Origin of the sequence: Olivibacter sp. CPCC 100613 (assembly GCF_036959255.1) — a bacterium.
GTDB lineage: Bacteria > Bacteroidota > Bacteroidia > Sphingobacteriales > Sphingobacteriaceae > Olivibacter.
The window spans coordinates 1,543,512-1,560,376 of record NZ_JAWMTI010000001.1; the positions used below are offsets into that span (position 1 = coordinate 1,543,512).

At 43.9% G+C, this 16,865-nt stretch carries 9 protein-coding genes; 7 read left to right on the forward strand and 2 right to left on the reverse strand.

Going from position 1 to position 16,865, the window contains the following annotated elements:
- Positions 1-110 precede the first annotated feature (110 nt).
- The 5 genes from RYH73_RS06280 to RYH73_RS06300 are packed head-to-tail and all read left to right on the forward strand — an operon-like array spanning position 111 to position 9,539.
- On the forward strand, positions 111-905 hold the full coding sequence (locus RYH73_RS06280; RefSeq protein ID WP_335312546.1) for a hypothetical protein: 795 nt from the start codon (positions 111-113) through the stop codon (positions 903-905).
- Between the two features lie 16 nt (positions 906-921).
- On the forward strand, positions 922-1,947 hold the full coding sequence (locus RYH73_RS06285) for a hypothetical protein (RefSeq protein ID WP_335312547.1): 1,026 nt from the start codon (positions 922-924) through the stop codon (positions 1,945-1,947).
- Between the two features lie 50 nt (positions 1,948-1,997).
- On the forward strand, positions 1,998-5,420 hold the full coding sequence (locus RYH73_RS06290; protein WP_335312548.1) for an RHS repeat domain-containing protein: 3,423 nt from the start codon (positions 1,998-2,000) through the stop codon (positions 5,418-5,420).
- Positions 5,398-9,075: a DUF6443 domain-containing protein gene (locus RYH73_RS06295; protein ID WP_335312549.1), complete on the forward strand. Its 3,678-nt coding sequence runs from the start codon at positions 5,398-5,400 to the stop codon at positions 9,073-9,075. The genes RYH73_RS06290 and RYH73_RS06295 overlap by 23 nt, the downstream gene beginning before the upstream one ends.
- A gap of 2 nt (positions 9,076-9,077) precedes the next feature.
- A complete protein-coding gene (locus RYH73_RS06300; protein ID WP_335312550.1) occupies positions 9,078-9,539 on the forward strand; it encodes a hypothetical protein in 462 nt (153 codons plus the stop codon).
- Positions 9,540-9,920: 381 nt separating this feature from the next.
- Here RYH73_RS06300 and RYH73_RS06305 read toward each other — a convergent pair whose 3' ends face one another.
- Together RYH73_RS06305 and RYH73_RS06310 are read right to left on the reverse strand one after the other, a co-directional pair.
- A complete protein-coding gene (locus tag RYH73_RS06305) occupies positions 9,921-10,970 on the reverse strand; it encodes a PDDEXK nuclease domain-containing protein (RefSeq protein ID WP_335312551.1) in 1,050 nt (349 codons plus the stop codon).
- 291 nt (positions 10,971-11,261) lie between these two features.
- Positions 11,262-11,606 carry a hypothetical protein gene (locus tag RYH73_RS06310; RefSeq protein ID WP_335312552.1) on the reverse strand — a complete coding sequence of 115 codons (345 nt, stop codon included), beginning with the start codon at positions 11,604-11,606 and terminating at the stop codon, positions 11,262-11,264.
- Between the two features lie 604 nt (positions 11,607-12,210).
- Between RYH73_RS06310 and RYH73_RS06315 the strand changes: the two genes are divergently transcribed.
- Both RYH73_RS06315 and RYH73_RS06320 read left to right on the forward strand, forming a co-directional pair.
- Positions 12,211-13,650, forward strand: a complete 1,440-nt coding sequence (locus RYH73_RS06315) for a TlpA family protein disulfide reductase (protein WP_335312553.1) — start codon at positions 12,211-12,213, stop codon at positions 13,648-13,650.
- Positions 13,651-13,667: 17 nt separating this feature from the next.
- Positions 13,668-16,865, forward strand: a complete 3,198-nt coding sequence (locus tag RYH73_RS06320) for a SusC/RagA family TonB-linked outer membrane protein (RefSeq protein WP_335312554.1) — start codon at positions 13,668-13,670, stop codon at positions 16,863-16,865.

A 16,865-nucleotide genomic window follows, 5' to 3' on the forward strand; every position in this document is an offset into this window, starting at 1 on the left:
TTGCTGTGCTAATACCTAAGCCTTGTCTGTGGTTATTAGAAAAAACGCTAAGCGAAAGATAATTAACGGATTTGCTTATTAGTAAATAATAGTAATAAATAATTGAAAATATGAGAATGAAATTTCTTGTACTCATTTTATTAATGGGCACCGGGGGGATATGTTATGCCCAAAATACCTTTCCTGCTACGGGAAATGTCGGCATCGGCATAACTTCTCCCCTCGAAAAGCTAGAGGTTATGGGTACGACAAAAACGAACCTCTTAAAAGTTGCTAACGCAGGTGTTGTAATGCAATTAAGTCCTACCGAGCTGCAAGCAGGTCTGGGATCAATGGATCTGACACAACGGACGCTTCATTATGAAATATCGTCTAAATGGGATGCTTCCCAAATACAGTTAAGAGCAGGCTCATCCGCCAATGTAATGTCTACAATACGTTTACAGGCAAATTGGAATGGAACGGTGAAAGACAACAGAGGGGGAATTTATTTTGGGCCGAACGGAAACGATCAACACGTTATGTTGAATAATGGCAACGTAGGTATCGGTACCATAAATCCACAAGCGAAGCTGGCAGTGGAAGGAAACATTGTTGCTAAGGAAATCAAAGTAAAAACCGATATATCCGTTCCCGATTATGTTTTCGAACCCGATTACAAAATACAACCACTTGCAGAAATCGAAGATTATGTAAAAGAGCATAAGCATCTCCCGGAAATTCCCTCAGCGAAGGAAATAGGAGAGGAGGGACTAGATTTGGCAGAGATGAACTTGTTGCTTCTTAAAAAAGTAGAGGAGTTGACTTTGCATTTAATTGAAAAGGAAAAAGAAAATAGCCGTATGAATAGAAGACTTGAGCAACTGGCTTCTGAAATGAAGAGGCTTCAAGATAAAATCCACTAGAGTAACACATAAAAATATGATGATGAAGAAGCTTCTATTGTCCATCCTTTTAATAGGTTTTGCGAAAGTTTACGGGCAAACCAAACTTACCATTTCGGACACACGGGATGCGGTAACACTACCCACTTCTTATGCCCAGGCTTTTGAGGTCCATTTTAAGCGGAATACATCTATCAATCTTTCATTTCCGAGTATGTATTCAACGGTAGTCGGTTTGCGTGGTTGGAGAGATGACTCCGGTGGTAAGGCACATGAACTGGCTTTTACCAATGGGGATATCTATGTAAGATCCGGATTGAACGCCGGTTGGGAGGCCTGGAGGAAAATGCTGGTTGAAGATCTGAATGGCAGAGTGGGAATAGGAACTACTTCACCAACAGATTTATTGGAAATTAATCATGGTGCAGAGCGTAAAGGGATCACCCTCATTGGCGAAGGGAACGCAAGTGCCTACACCGATATCGGTTTCAAAAAAGAGAGTATATCGGCATTACCGGATGGAACGGTTTGGGCATGGTATATTAGTCATAGAAAAGATGGGTATTTTTCAGATAGCGCGTCACCAGGCACCTCGCTCGAGTTCTATGGAATAAGGAAAAATACAGGTTATTATGCACCTCTTAGCTTTAAATCTAACGGTGATGTCATTCTGGCTTCTGCTAAGGGGGCAACAAGCGGTAATGTTGGCATAGGCACAACAAATCCCCAAGCCAAACTAGCCGTCAACGGCAATATCCTCGCCAAAGAAATCAAAATAAAAACAGACATATCCGTTCCTGATTATGTGTTTGAACCGGATTACAACCTGCAGTCACTTACCGAAATCGAAGATTTTGTGAAAGAGCATAAACATTTACCCGAAGTTCCATCGGCGAAAGAAATCAATGACAAAGGTTTGGATTTAGCGGAGATGAATCTGCTGTTACTGAAGAAAGTGGAGGAGTTGACTTTGCATTTAATCGATAAAAATAGGGTGATCGATCAACAGCAAAATATACTTACAGACGTGCTGGCGAGGCTAAAGCGGTTAGAAAATAAATAACACATTAAGAACTACATGATATATTAAAGGTTTGGGTAGAGATGAAACACATGAAACAAAAACAATATTTCTTATTTAGTTTACTGATGCTTCTGTGGCTTGGTACATTAGGGCAGACTGAGCCAAAATATATCGGCATCAAAACACCGGAAAGCTATGCTTTTGGCAAAAATATCGAAACACCGGTTTCCCACTATTCCGGTCGACCGTCCATTTCAATTCCTATTTACGAGATCCAGGTCGGCAACGAGATCATCCCTATCAGCGTCAGCTATAATGCCGGCGGTATCAGAGTCAATGAACGAGCCACAATAGTAGGTTTGGGATGGAACCTGGATCTGGGTGGCCAGATATCGAGAAAAAGGCGGGGAGGTGCAGATGAGAGGGGATTCTATACAAGCAATTCCATTGTGAATTTCAAGAATTTAAAGAACCACGTGGCTGATCCATACCTCACGGATCGGGCAAGCTACGTGTGGAATGCGAAATATAATCTCAATAATGTAGACTTTATGCCTGATGAATTTTATTTTTCAGCTCTGAGTTATTCCGGTAGGTATATGTTCAGTCAAAGAGCGAACAAGTATATCCTATTCCCAAAAGACGATATAGATGTCGTGCGGAATGCAGATGGTTGGGAATTGAGACTGCCCAACGGAAACCGTGCAATTTTTACCGGTAATGGAGCGGTTTCTGAAAACATTACGGGTATGACAGAGCCTGGCTCCAATTCATGGAATATCAATCACCTTGTCACGCCGAAGAATGATAGTGTTACCTTTAATTATGAATCTTTCAGCTATTTCCTAACGGAGATAGGCCGGGAAGTCCGAATGGTTGGCGTTGGTTCAAGTTACGATCTGAGTTATAGTGAGAACAGGTTTTCAGATAAAAGGATTGAAAGCATCAAATTTCCATCGGGACGGATGACCTTTAGCTATATAGCCCGGGAGGATCTACCTACCAAAGCATTGGATAAAATCAGGGTAACGAATAACAAGGGTGAGTTGATCAAAGAGGTGAATTTTCATTATAGTTATTTCCAATGCGCTAATCATTATACTACAACTAACGTAAGTTTTGCTACTTACGCTGTGAAACGTCTAAAGCTCGATTCCGTTTCGGTAAAATCATCAATTACAACTGATCTACCGCAGAAATATCGTTTTACCTATTATGAGGAAACAAATATGCCTTCCCGTTTCGCGTATAGCAGTGATTACTGGGGCTATCATAACGGGATTAATAATCCTTCACTTGTGCCGAACATCGAACCGGACATGTTTGTGGGCGGTAACAAAAAAGTTGTGGGGGAGCGCGCTAAAGTTTTCTCTTTAAAAACCATGCAATTTCCCGAGGGCGTAACTCGCGAATTCATTTATGAAGGTCATACTGCATTATCGAATAATGTTCCCGCAGAAATGCTTTTAACTTATCAGGATGATAATTTTGTTGAAAAGAGTGAGCAGATTTATTTCAGCGGTTATGACAGGACCTATTTTGTGCCGGGGCCAGATTCGGTTTCATCCCTGAACGAAAGAATTTGGAAGAAAACCTTCGATGTGCCGCAAAACGCGTTTCCCTATCTTGGAAAAGGCTTGGAGATAACTACAGATTTTGGGCAAAGCCAGTTGGATAAGATGCTCAATTGTCAAGCTTGCCGTGCAGATTTTGCCTTATATCGAGTAAATGCGGGACAACGAACGCTTATTGCGTCATTCAGCGCTGTTGATTGTAATAGCAATACACGCGCAGGCTCTTATTCAAAAGCTGTCCGTATGTATCCAGGCAAGTACCAAATGGAAGTGAAAATTTTGTATCGAACAAGCAGTACCGATCATATAAACCAGCGGCATAGTACCAATTTTGTAGTTAAATGGCGGGAGCTGGATTTTATCGAACAATATGTTAATGTGGGGGGCCTACGTATAAAGGAAATAAAGGATTATGATAAAAGTGTTCTGATCAGACATAAAAGGTATACTTACGAAAATGGACGAGTAATAAGCTTTCCTATACATCATAAGCTTCTTATAGACATAAAAAATCCTCTCGGTGGTTATGGAAGTGGTTATTATTCAAATTCTGTTATACCGTTGGAAACGACCGCAGGAGCTTATACCGGATATGAATATGTTACAGAAGAACAGCTAGGTATAGGTACGACCCAAACTTTGAAAACGAAGTATAGATTTTCCTATAAGGATCCGTTATTCAGTGAATATTACGGTAACCGCTCAATGGCCATGTTAGAGCCGAAAGAATGGGAAAGAGGTAATTTGTTGCGCAAAGAAGTGTATAGAGGTAATGATATCATTTATGCCGAGAATAATGAGTATTATTTTTATTCACCTCATTTGGGAGGTAACAGTTACGAAGAAACGGTAGAAGAAATCAACACGGATTTTATCAGTTATGCGAATCTTTCAGGTTTCAATGCCCAAATCGCCCCCATAGATTTCAGAGATGCTGTAGGTATTGACTATAACGGGTTTTATTACGGTCTTGATGATTATTTTGTGCAGGGTACTGGCTACCCAGGTACTGACGTGGGCTATCCCGTGAGGTTGCCCTATTTTGAACGTTATACCGGTTTCGGAAAATTGAAGTCACGTACGGTTACACGATATGACGGTGGGACAAGTTCGAGTACCACAATCAACTATTACGATAATACAAGTAAACACTATCAGCCGACTCGCATTGCTGTAACAAAAAGTGACGGCAGTACGGAAGTAAGGGCAAATGTGTATCCCGAAGATTACGCGAACGGTACGACCTTCATCGATAATATGAAGCGAACAGGCAGGCACCTCATGGCCTACCCAGTAGAGCAGGTAAGATACCGGGAGGTGGGTACGGCGAGGACCATCCTTTCGGGCACAATTACTAAATACCTGACGGGAGGTAAAGGATTGGTGGACCAGGTGCTGGAGCTTGAAACGGCCAGTCCCATCACCCAATCTACGTTCAAGTTCAGCAACACATTCGCAGGGCAGCTGCCCATTGGGACGGGGACGGGGCCTTTCGCACCTGATCCAAGCTATGCCGTTAGATTGACTTATGGTAATACATATGACGCTTTCGGCAATCCGCAACAGGTACTGCCGGCAGCAGGCATCCCTGTAACCTACATTTGGAGTTATAAAGGGCAATACCCCGTAGCTGAGATCCGTAATGCAACATTTACCCAAGTGCAGACTGCATTTGGAGGAAGTGCTGCATTAACATCCTTTATAGCTTCCGATCTCACAGATGCTCTAGTGAAAAGCAAGCTCGATCCGCTCAGGGCCGCGCTGCCCAATGCCGCAGTCAGCTGGTATACCTATAAACCGTTGGTGGGTATGAGCAGCAGTACGGATCCTTCGGGCAGGACCACCTATTACAACTACGATGGCTTTGGAAGGTTGAAGGAAACAAAGGATACCCAGAGCAAAACCACCGGAACCTATGAATACCATTACAGGCAATAGAGTCATGAAAACAGGAAATAAACATACGCTATTTATTGACCTTAAACGTATCAATATGAAAGCAATCAAAAAGCTTTTCATCGGAGCGATGGCCGCGCTGACCCTGCCGTTGGCTGCATCGGCACAGTTGGTGCTGAGCACGCCCACAACAGGTGTAAAGACGGACCCGGTGAGCATTACACTGAAACCGGGTTTCAGCACGACGAGCTTCCATGCCTATATCACGAGCATATTACCGCCCATGGCGCTGGGCAGCAGCCCCAGTGCAGACCGGAACTACATCCGGACGCGGACGTACCTGAGCCCCACTGTCTCGGCCACACCGCAGACCAATGAGATCATGGAGGATATCAGCTACTATGACGGGCTGGGGCGGCCTGTTCTGACAATCGGCACCAAGGCAAGCCCGAGCTATAAGGATATCATCAGTGCCCAGAGTTACGATGCCTTCGGGCGGGAAGACCGGAGCTACCTGCCCTATGCCACGGCGGCAACGGGCAACGGCGCCTACCGAGCGGCCGCGGTAACGGAGCAGGCCGCTTTCTACAATGCACCGCCGACAGGGGTGGTAACCATCGCCAAACCGGCAAGCGGCGCCACCCCTTCATTCAGCAGGCCTGTATACGAGGCCAGTCCGTTGAACCGGGTACTGGAGGAGGGCTTTGCCGGCGCGGCCTGGCAACCGGGCACAAGGGGCACCAATACAGGCCGTACCGTGGTAACGGAATACACCACCAACAACACAACAGCGATCAGCGACCTAGCTAATACACGGCTGGCCAAACTGTATACTGTCACTTATGCAGCTGGCGTTCCCAAGCTGTCACTGACCGGTAATTACGGAGCGAACCAGCTATATGTAACGGTGACGAAGGACGAGAACTGGGCAGGTGGCAGCGGCACCTTTGCCTCCCGGCTGAACACCACGGAGGAATATACGGATAAACAGGGCAGATTGGTGCTGAAACGGACCTTCAATACCTATAAGAGCGGGACGACGGATGTGAACGAGATCCTCAGCACCTACTACGTGTACGATGATTTCGGCAACCTGTGCTTCGTGCTGACACCGATGGCGAACGCGGATGCGGCACTTCCCGCACAGAGCGTACTGGATGCACACTGTTACCAGTACCGTTACGACAGGCGGAACCGGATGACACATAAAAAGGTTCCCGCCAAGGGGATGGAATACTTCAACTACAACCCGCTGGACCAACTGGTGTTCCACATGACGGCGCGGGACTCGACGGAGGCCTACAGCACATTCCCTAACGAGAGCGGCAAAAAATACCACCGCTTTTACAAGTACGACGGGCTGGGGCGGATGATCATCACGGGCTGGGAAAAGGGCCGATCGGGTACGCAGTCGCAGATAGACCAGTGGTTATCGGCCCATACGGCCCATTGGGAGCAGCGCAGCAGCGCCACGGGTAACCTGCACGGTTATACCAACAATGCCATGCCGCAGGACGCCTCGTTCTTCGATATACTGGAGGTGAACTACTACGACCGCTACGACGGCATCGGCCTGCCGGCCAACCTCAATAAGACCACGGCCGCGGGCATCTCGGCAAAGACGCAGGGTTTATTGGTTGCCAAAAAGACGAAAGTGATCGGCTCGAACAACGTTTACCTGTGGACGGTGTACTACTATGACGAGCGGGGCGACAACATCCGCACCCTGAGCCAGCACTATAAGGGCGGGGCCTATAACCTGAACAACTATGATGATATCATCAACGAATATACCTTTACGCACAAGCTGAAGAAGAGCACCCGCAACCACTATGCGGGCACTACCACGGTTGCGTTGACGGTGACCACGGAATATACCTATGACCACCGCGACCGCCCGATCGACACCTGGAAGACGGTAACGGGGGGTACCAGGACGCTTGTGGCGAGGAACGAGTACAATGACGTGGGGCAGCTGCGGGCAAAACAGCTGCACAGCGAGAACGGGGGCGGCAGCTTCGGGCAGCGGATAGGCTACTCCTACAACGAACGGGGCTGGCTGCGCTATGCCAATTCGGAGCTGCTGCAGCTGCAGCTGCAGTACAATACGGCTACGAACAAATATTACAACGGCAACATCGCCTACCAGGTATTCTCGCGGAAGCATACGGACGGGACTACCGCCGGCGGTACCTACGGTTATACCTATGATGCAATAAACCGGCTGCGCGAAGGGATCATGGCGGGAGGAAAGGGACGCGAGGGGATCGCCTATGACAAACTGGGCAACATCACGGCACTGAACCGCAGGGCGAGCGACGGGAAAACGGCCGACAGTCTCGCTTACAGTTACAGCGGGGGAAGACTGGCCTCGGTGAACGACCGGAGCACCAATACCGGGGCTGCCTATATGCTGCCGGGGACGACGGCCTACACCTACGATGCCAACGGCAACATGAAGACACGGGTGAACCCGGCCAATACCGCGAACAACATCACGGCCACCACCTACAACTACCTCGACCTGCCGCAGACGGTAACGGCAAACGGTACCGCGGTAAGCTTCGTTTACGATGGCAGCGGTAAAAAACTGCGGAGCGTGAATGCGGTGAACGGACAGACGCGGGATTACATTGATGGGATCGAGTACAGCGGCACGGCACTGGAGCTGATCCATATGGAAGAGGGCCGGATACTGAAGGGAACCAGTGGATACACCTACGAATACGTATTGAAGGACCATCTGGGCAATAGCCGCTCGGGCTTCAGGGGAACCAACGCCGTGGCGACCACGGCCAACTTCGGTTCGGACTATTATCCCTTCGGGCTGCAATATCAATTGAAAATAGGGCAACCGAGTCCGAAAAATAACTATCTTTACAACGGGAAGGAATTGCAGGACAAGCTGAAGGCTTATGATTTTGGATTCCGTTTCTACGATCCTGTTATAGGAAGGTGGGGAGGGGTAGATCCACTTGCAGAGAACCATCACGAATTTACGCCGTACAACTACGTGCTGGGGAACCCAGTAAAGTATGCTGACTTTATGGGACTGGACACGATCGGTGTGAACAACCTTGATATGGGAACCTACAAGGAGGGTGTGGATGTTGTACAGTTGGGGGAAGCGCAGGTGAACTCGTCTGTTTCAATGACATCAGGCGAACGGATGGAGTGGAGAAGCTCACGAGGAATGGATCCTTTTACGAATTTGAACGGAACGCCGGATTACGGGGCAAAGTATGACCATGATCGGTATATTGACTATCGTCAGAAGATGGCTTCGGTTTGGGATCCACAGAAAGCCATTTATGAGGGAGTAATGTTCTGGGCCACGGGGGAAGTTGGCGGTGTGGTTGGAAGCTATGCGCTTAAAGGTATCAGGGCAGCAATCGGTGGATTGGCGGCAAAGGGTGGAGTACAAACAGCAGAATATACTTTTACAAAATCGGCGGGTAAACATTTAACGGAAGTAGTGACTAAAGGTGCAAATAAGGGGCAATTAGCAAGACCTTATATGAATTCGCCATTAACTATTCAAGAGATTATGTCAACAGGTAAAGGTGCGGCTGATGCAACTTTCAAGGGAGGGATGAATTGGAAAGTACCGGGTACATTTAGAGGCTCGCAAGGAATTTGGGAGTTGGGCATTAATCCTGAGACAAATGTTATTTATCACTTCAACTTTGTTCATTGATTATGAAATTCCAAATAGAATATACTGGTACAGCAGAACAGAAAACTTTGATATATGATATTGAAGAATGTTCTTTTGATACGGAACCGACTGTTCGGGAAATTGCTTTTGATGTTGTTTTAAACAAACTGAATCTTACAGTAATTGATGATGATAATAAAATTGTTCAAATATGGGGATTTAGTGGTTACAACGAATGGATTAAATCTAATTATGAGGTTCCTGAGAGCAAAAAAGGTACATTAAAAGTGTTAGGTGACTTAACGTCAGGCATAGGTTCCTATTTAATAAACAAAAAAGATTTGCCCATTTATGTCAATACTCAATCGGGCTGGGTATGTGTAGGCGATCCTGAAGGAAAAGGTAATGCAGTTGAGTTTATTAATAACTGTGTAGCTGTGATAGATGATGATAAAGAATTTGTATCGCTTTGGTTGAAACCTCAATCAATACCTATTATTTAAAACAATAAGAATGTGAAGCTATTTATTAAAATATCGCTATTTGTTTCACTTGCTGCTAATATTGAGTATATTCCTTCGATGCAATCAATGAGAAGCTATTACGCTACCCGTTGAAATTGTTGCTTATCTGTTTTGGTTGAGCCTAGGGGTTTATTTAGGCTTTCAGTTATGTAAGTATCTTGTATTTAAAAAGAAAAGGAATAGTAGATTGCCTAAATAAAGGGCCATTTGTAAAATCAATGGGCCTTTTTATTGGGCACAGGCCTGCCATTCTTTTGTGCCCCTTTATACGACATCAATCAGGAAAAACAGCTTTTCCTTGCTACGTTCTTAGTATTAAATACTTCATCTGGTTTCATTATCACATTTGAGATATACGCGCTAGTCAGTTTTATTGCGCAGTATTGTCCCATACGTTACACCTTGCTCTCTCAATAACTGTTTTTCTCGTTCAATTTCCGCCACGAGTTCCTCCTCGGTGGGAAGGTAGGGTAAATATTTGCTAGCAAACAATTGTTTGCTTTCATTCAGTACTGAATATTTTGCTATAGTTCGGTCAGTTTCGATACAGAGTAGGATGCCGATAGTCGGATTATCACCTTCTTTTCTTTCCAGATCGTCAAACATACGGACATACATATCCAATTGGCCAATATCCTGATGGGTGATCTTATCTGTTTTCAGCTCTATGATAACGAAACATTTCAAGATATAATTGTAGAAAACCAGATCAATAAAGAAATCGGAAGTTTCTGTACGGATATGCTTTTGGCGCGCTACGAAAGCGAAGCCCTTGCCCAGTTCCAATAAGAAATGTTGTAGATTATTGATCAGTGACTGCTCAAGCTGTTTTTCTGTGTACCCATAATTTGTAGGGATATTCAGAAATTCCAATACAGTTGGGTTCCGAATAAAGTCGTGGTTGTCATGCTGAAATTCTTTCGTGTTTTCCAGCATTTCATCTTTTATTGGCCGCTGATGTTGGGAAGATATAAGACGTTGATAATATAGCGTGTTGATGTTACGTTCCAATTGCCTTACACCCCAATTCTGTTCTGCTGCTTCTTTAAGATAATAATTGCGAGCATTTTTGTCGTTTACTCTCATAAGTAATTGAAAATGAGACCATGTCAATTTAGCAGACAGTGTCTGCTGAATTTGATAGATAGCTGGAAAGGTGAGATAAAACAGTCTAAAATTACGGATATTGGTTTCAGAGAAGCCTCGGCCAAATACAGTAGAGAGCTCAATAGAAAGTGTTTTGATTATTTCTGCACCATACTGGGCTCTTTCAGCTCCATGCTGCTCTTCTTCAATAATCCGTTTGCCTACTGACCAATAGGCTTCGACCATTGCTGTGTTGGTTGCTTTATAGGCTTTTTCCCTCGCTTGGTTTAATAACTGTTTGATTTCTTGGACAAATTCTTTCATTAGGCTGATTTGTTAATCTTAGTTGAAATATCCCCAAAGATAAAAAACCGATCATCTTTTTGCTAAAAAAATTAGATTTTATATATTTGCTATAACCTGAGCCTGAATCGAAATGAGCCAAAGTAAACAGCAAGCGAATCAGTATGACAAGATCTTCCGTGAGAACATGGAGCTGGTGTTGCTCAGTATGATTGATTTATATGGTAATCTGTAATTCGTTAGAAAAATAAACTAAAATGCCTAAAAAGAAGCCTATTGCCAAAAGCATTGATGATCCGAGACTGAAACAACCTATTTATCAGTTTTTCTTAGTTTTTCAAGTTCCTCTTTAAGGGTTTTGTTCTCTTGGTATTGTTTTGTGTATTCTTCTTTCCAAAAGTCTCTATCCTTTTTCATCCCTTCGAAAGTATTAATCGGAGCGTTACCTAAAGGGAACTCACTTAGCATCTCGGGAAAATTAATGCTGAAATCGTAAGGAATGTGTTTGCCATAGGCGTTTAATATAGCAAAGTCTAAATCGGGTTGTTTTATATGGTAGTAATAGGTAGTCCTGTCGTAGCCCGCTTTCTCCGCCAGCTTCGTTTTATTAACATTATTTCTTCGAACAATTACATCTAAAAACTCACCTCTATGCACCTTATTGTATATTTTATTTAGTATAGTGTAAGTTAAGATGAAATTTTCTACAATACATGTTGTATTTTTCTACAAAATTGTTTGTTATATTCAACATAAATGTTGATATTTGTTGAATTGATAAGAATTAAGAATCATAATTGATCGAATGACGTGATTTTTTAGATCTATTTTAAGATCATGGTTACTGAAATTCTCGTTCCTCCCAGGCAAATAAGAGTGACGCGAGAAGAGAGTGTAGCCCCGTATCGTTTGATTTATGTTGGAATATGCATAAATTTGATGCGGGTGCTCACTCGCTATGTCCAAACATGCCTGGGAGGAATAGCGAGCAGAGGCCCGTATCTGATTTACTCCCTCTGTTTGCTGTTAGGTATAAATTACTAAATCTAATGGACAAATATGAACAACCAAACCAATTTCAATCGAATCCATGAGTATGTTCTAAAGAAGAATGCCGTTTTTTCATTAATAGGAAAGAAGTCATCTATTGATATCCTTTTTGCGCGTAAGCCTAAAAATCCCATTTAGACAGGTTTAGACTCCGTTTCACTCGAAATGACATACGGACTAATGAATTAAAATCTTAACCTATTCAAAAAAAATGAACGATTTATACGTAAGGGGATTACTATGCCCTTTCTGGAAGTTAAAAAGTAATAATAATTGTAGTAGTAGAGTAGGGCGTTTGATGGCCTTCGCTCGGAGATCTCTCCGCAAGGTCGAAATGACGAGGGGGAATGCCCTGCGCGCCCTTAAGCCCTATGCCATATACCTTATAACCTTAAAGATCTTGTTCTGTGTTTGTTTGGCACACGCCCGGCAGTCCTCCTCCCCGGAGGCTGCCTACGGCGTGGCTTTATCCGCAGATTCCATTAAACCGCTACAAATTGGAGACACCATTCCCGAAGCGTTATGGCACATGCCTCTGCAAACGGTAAAAGCAGGGCGGGCGGGAAGCACTACTATAACACTCAATGATTATAGAGGTAAGCTGATTATACTGGATTTTTGGGCTACGTGGTGTGTTCCTTGTGTTAAATCTCTAAAGAAACTTGATAGTTTAAAAACTATGCTTGGACAAGACGTAATTGTCATACCTACGGGTTATGAATCAGAGGCTAAAGTTTCCAATCTTCTTCAACGGCAACATATTGAATTGCCGTCGGTATACGGAGACACGGTGTTGAAGCGATATTTTCCACATCAAATTGTTCCGCATCAGGTGTGGATAAAAGATAATACACTCCGTGTTATTTCCGATGCAGATTTTACGAATCTGGCGAATATAAAAAAAGTATTAAGAGGCGATTCCATAGAAGGAGATGTAAAGAATGATTTTCTGTATCAGCAAGCTTTCCTGCAGCTTAACAACGCCTATGGTAAAAGATTAGGCAATGCTGTTTATTACACTGCGCTCACGGGATATGTACCTCAAATGAATGCTGTTTCCAATATTGTAACGGACACGATCAATAAAACCCGAAGGATAACGTTTATCAACCATTCGTTTTATACACTCTGTAAGAATGCGCTTTCGCTGGATTGGTTATTGCCCAATCGCATGCTTTTCATCGGTGTAGATAAGAAATCTGTCTTTTATGATGAAAGTTGGGGTTTAACTATTGACGAATGGCGTAGGGAGTATGCAGTAAGCTATGAAGGTGCCCTGATTCAAGGCATGGGAGCGAATGAATTGAAAGAGCGCCTGTTTGAAGATTTGCACACCTTTAAGGGAATTGCTGTGAGGATAGAGGAGCGCCGAGAGAATTGTTATCTATTGCAAAGATCAAAACCTTTCAACAAAACAAATATTGAAAAAGGAGCTTTCATGACGCAAAAGCGATTGCTCAACCTATTAAATCGACAAAGCACAATACCCATACTGGATGCAACGGAATTAGAGGACGATGCACTCTTCCCTAAGATCAGTGTTAGCGACGTTAAAAGTTTGGAAGATTTTAATAATGTATTGGCACCCATTGGGCTACGCTTAAAACCAACTAAAAGGAAACTAAGCTTTCTGATTGTGGAAAAAATCTAATCATACACCTAAACCAAATGAAATTCATCTCAACAACTAACCTATGCGCTTTACTCTTGTTTTTTAGTGCCGTTGCGAATGCACAGACACTTATCGAAGGTAATGTCGTGTCAGCTACAGAAAGTGGGCCTCTAATCGGAGCAACCATAAAAGTGAACGGAAAAGCTGTCGCCGAGACGAAAAACAGCGATGCTTCCTTTTCTTTTATGAGTGATAGTTCGGAAGTTTGGGTCGAAATTTCCTATCTGGGCTATGAGACTAAACGATTAAGTCTTTATGCAAATCAACCTAATTTTGTCAAACTTGATCCTATCACAGGAACTTTGGAGGAAGTAACCGTATCCACCGGTTATCAACAAGTACCGAAGGAAAGGGCTACCGGCTCTTTTGAAAAATTAAACAATGATCTCCTTAACCGATCTGTCAGCACAAATGTGCTTGACAGGCTTGAAGGAGTAAGCAATGGCTTGGCATTTGATAACCGAAATTATAATGTGAATCAGTCCGGTGGCAATCCCGCCATACGGATTCGCGGTGTAAGCACCTTGTTTTCTTCTTTAGATCCGTTAATAATTTTGGATAACTTTCCTTATGAAGGTAATATAAGCAATATTAACCCCAATGATGTTGCGTCTATTACCGTGTTAAAGGATGCTGCCGCGAGTTCCATCTGGGGAGCTCGCGCAGGTAATGGCGTTATTGTAATCACAACCAAGAAATCTTCCGCTGATCAGCCTTTGCAGGTAAACTTCAATTCAAATGTGACCATTCAGAACAAACCCGATCTTCGTCGATTGCCGCTTATGTCATCTTCGGATTACATCGATGTTGAACAGATGCTGTTTGAAAATGGGTACTATAACAACAGTGAACAGAGCCTCTCGAGGCCAGCGTTCACACCTGTAATCGAATATCTGATTGCGAAGCGTGATGGAATTTACACGGAGGAAGAAGCAAAGGGTTTAATTGACGATTTGCGGTCAAAGGATGTAAGGGAGGATTTTTTGAAATATGTTTATAGAAATCAGGTAAATCAACAGTATGCACTGAATGTGAGTGGCGGCAGCGCAAGCTATGCCTATATGTTTTCAGCCGGTTACGACCGTAATATCGGGAACCGGTATGGCTTAACCGATACAAGAAGAACATTGCGTTTGGTAAATTCGATCAAGCCGATGAAAGGGTTGGAAATCCAAACATCGTTACAGTGGACTTTACTCGACAACGACAATACCAGTGCATCGGGTTACGGACAGATTCGGGCAGCGGGCAAAGATCTATATCCGTATGCCAGGTTGGCGGATGGTTTTGGAAGCCCTTTAACTATTGCTAAAGATTATCGGAAAGGTTATACAGATACCGCCGGGATGAATAGGCTGCTCGATTGGAATTACTTCCCGCTGCTAGAAAAAGGTAGGTCAGAAACTAAAGAGCAGGATTTACTCTTTAATGTAGGGGTGAATTATCAGTTTAATGATGGCTTCAACGCTGAACTTAAGTACCAAATGGAGCGGAGCACAAACCGGATAGAGTACTTCCGCGGGCTCGATACCTACTATACGCGTGACCTGATCAATCGCTTTACGCAGGTAGACAATGGAATTATCAGTTATCCGGTGCCGATGGGTGGCATTTTGGAGAATACGCAAAGTGGCTTGCAAGCGCATTATGCTCGTATGCAACTGAATTACAAAAAGAGCTTTGGCAGTTTACATGAATTGATGGCTTTGGGGGGCGCTGAGTTGAGGGAGACAAATTCAAGTAGTATGCGAAGTACCATTTATGGCTATAATGATCGTTTGCTTACTTATGCGCGTGTAGATCAGGTAACGAGATTTCCAATCTATGATAACTTAGGCGGTCTCAGTACAATTCCCGGAGAACCCTTTCAGTTCAGCGATAACACCTATCGTTTTGTTTCGGCTTTCTTAAATGCGTCTTATTCCTACAAGGCACGGTATATAATTTCAGCTAGTGCTAGAAGGGATGCTTCGAATTTATTTGGAGTAAAGAGTAATCAGAAGGGAGTGCCTTTATGGTCGGTCGGAATGGCCTGGAACATTGCTGACGAACCGTTCTGGCGCGTGAAATGGGTAGATGGCCTGAAGCTCCGAACAACCTTCGGATACAGTGGAAATGTAGACAATTCTAAGTCGGCACTCACTACCATTAGCTACGCTCCTTCCAACCCATATAACAACTTGCCTTATGCCAATGTAGTTAACCCGTCTGACCCATCTTTACGTTGGGAGCAAGTCGGTACGTTTAATGCCGGTTTGGATTACTCCTTATTGGGAGGTAGGTTAAACGGGAGTTTTGAGTATTACGTGAAAAATACCAAGGACCTCTTTGCATCTACACCGATAGACCAAACCACTGGTTTTCTCAACTTCGTTCGGAACAGTGCAACAACAAGTGGTAAAGGCTTTGATGCCCAAATAAATGGATACGGAAATATAGGTGCAATTAAGGTAGCGGCTAACTTGTTATTAAGCTATAACCGGACAAAGGTACTCGAGTATTTTTCGGAAAGTGCCCGTGCGAGCTCTTATATTAATAATGGGATCTTTATTTCGCCTAAGAAAAATGAACCTATCTATATGCTATACAGTTACCGATGGGGAGGTTTGGATAGCGATGGCAATCCGCAAGGCTATGTGGGTGATGAATTAACAACAGATTATCGCAGGATCAGCAGGGAAACTACTTTCGAGGATCTTGTCACAAACGGTTCATCGGTGCCTCTCTATTTTGGTTCTTTCCGACCTAGCATTTCTTGGAAGGGAACTACCTTGTCGGCAAATATTTTATTCAGATGGTCTTATTACTTTCGGAGACAATCGATCAATTACAGTGAGCTCTTTGCCAACGGAAAGACGCATGCTGATTACAGTTTACGGTGGCAACATCCGGGCGATGAGCAGCACACGAATGTGCCCGGCCTGCCTTATCCCGCCAATTCGGCACGCGATGATTTCTACGCCAAATCGGAAATCCTGGTTGATAAAGCCGATCATATCCGTTTAAGGGATATTAGGTTGTCGCAAGACTTTGGCAATCTCCGAAAATGGCATATCCGGAATATTCAGGTTTTTATCTACGCAAATAATCTTGGGATTATTTGGAAAGCTACCAAATCGGCGGAAGATCCTGAATATGGTACGGCTCTTGGGCCGCCCAAAAGTCTTGCGTTCGGTATTAACGTCTCTTTGTAA

What these genes read in the sequence shown, in the direction of transcription:
- RYH73_RS06295 (WP_335312549.1), top strand. Translation starts at nt 5,398, where the DNA reads ATGAATACCATTACAGGCAATAGAGTCATGAAAACAGGAAATAAACAT.
- RYH73_RS06290 (WP_335312548.1), top strand. Translation starts at nt 1,998, where the DNA reads ATGAAACAAAAACAATATTTCTTATTTAGTTTACTGATGCTTCTGTGG.
- RYH73_RS06285 (WP_335312547.1), top strand. Translation starts at nt 922, where the DNA reads ATGATGATGAAGAAGCTTCTATTGTCCATCCTTTTAATAGGTTTTGCG.
- RYH73_RS06280 (WP_335312546.1), top strand. Translation starts at nt 111, where the DNA reads ATGAGAATGAAATTTCTTGTACTCATTTTATTAATGGGCACCGGGGGG.
- RYH73_RS06315 (WP_335312553.1), top strand. Translation starts at nt 12,211, where the DNA reads ATGAACGATTTATACGTAAGGGGATTACTATGCCCTTTCTGGAAGTTA.
- RYH73_RS06320 (WP_335312554.1), top strand. Translation starts at nt 13,668, where the DNA reads ATGAAATTCATCTCAACAACTAACCTATGCGCTTTACTCTTGTTTTTT.
- RYH73_RS06300 (WP_335312550.1), top strand. Translation starts at nt 9,078, where the DNA reads ATGAAATTCCAAATAGAATATACTGGTACAGCAGAACAGAAAACTTTG.
- RYH73_RS06305 (WP_335312551.1), bottom strand. Translation starts at nt 10,970, where the DNA reads ATGAAAGAATTTGTCCAAGAAATCAAACAGTTATTAAACCAAGCGAGG.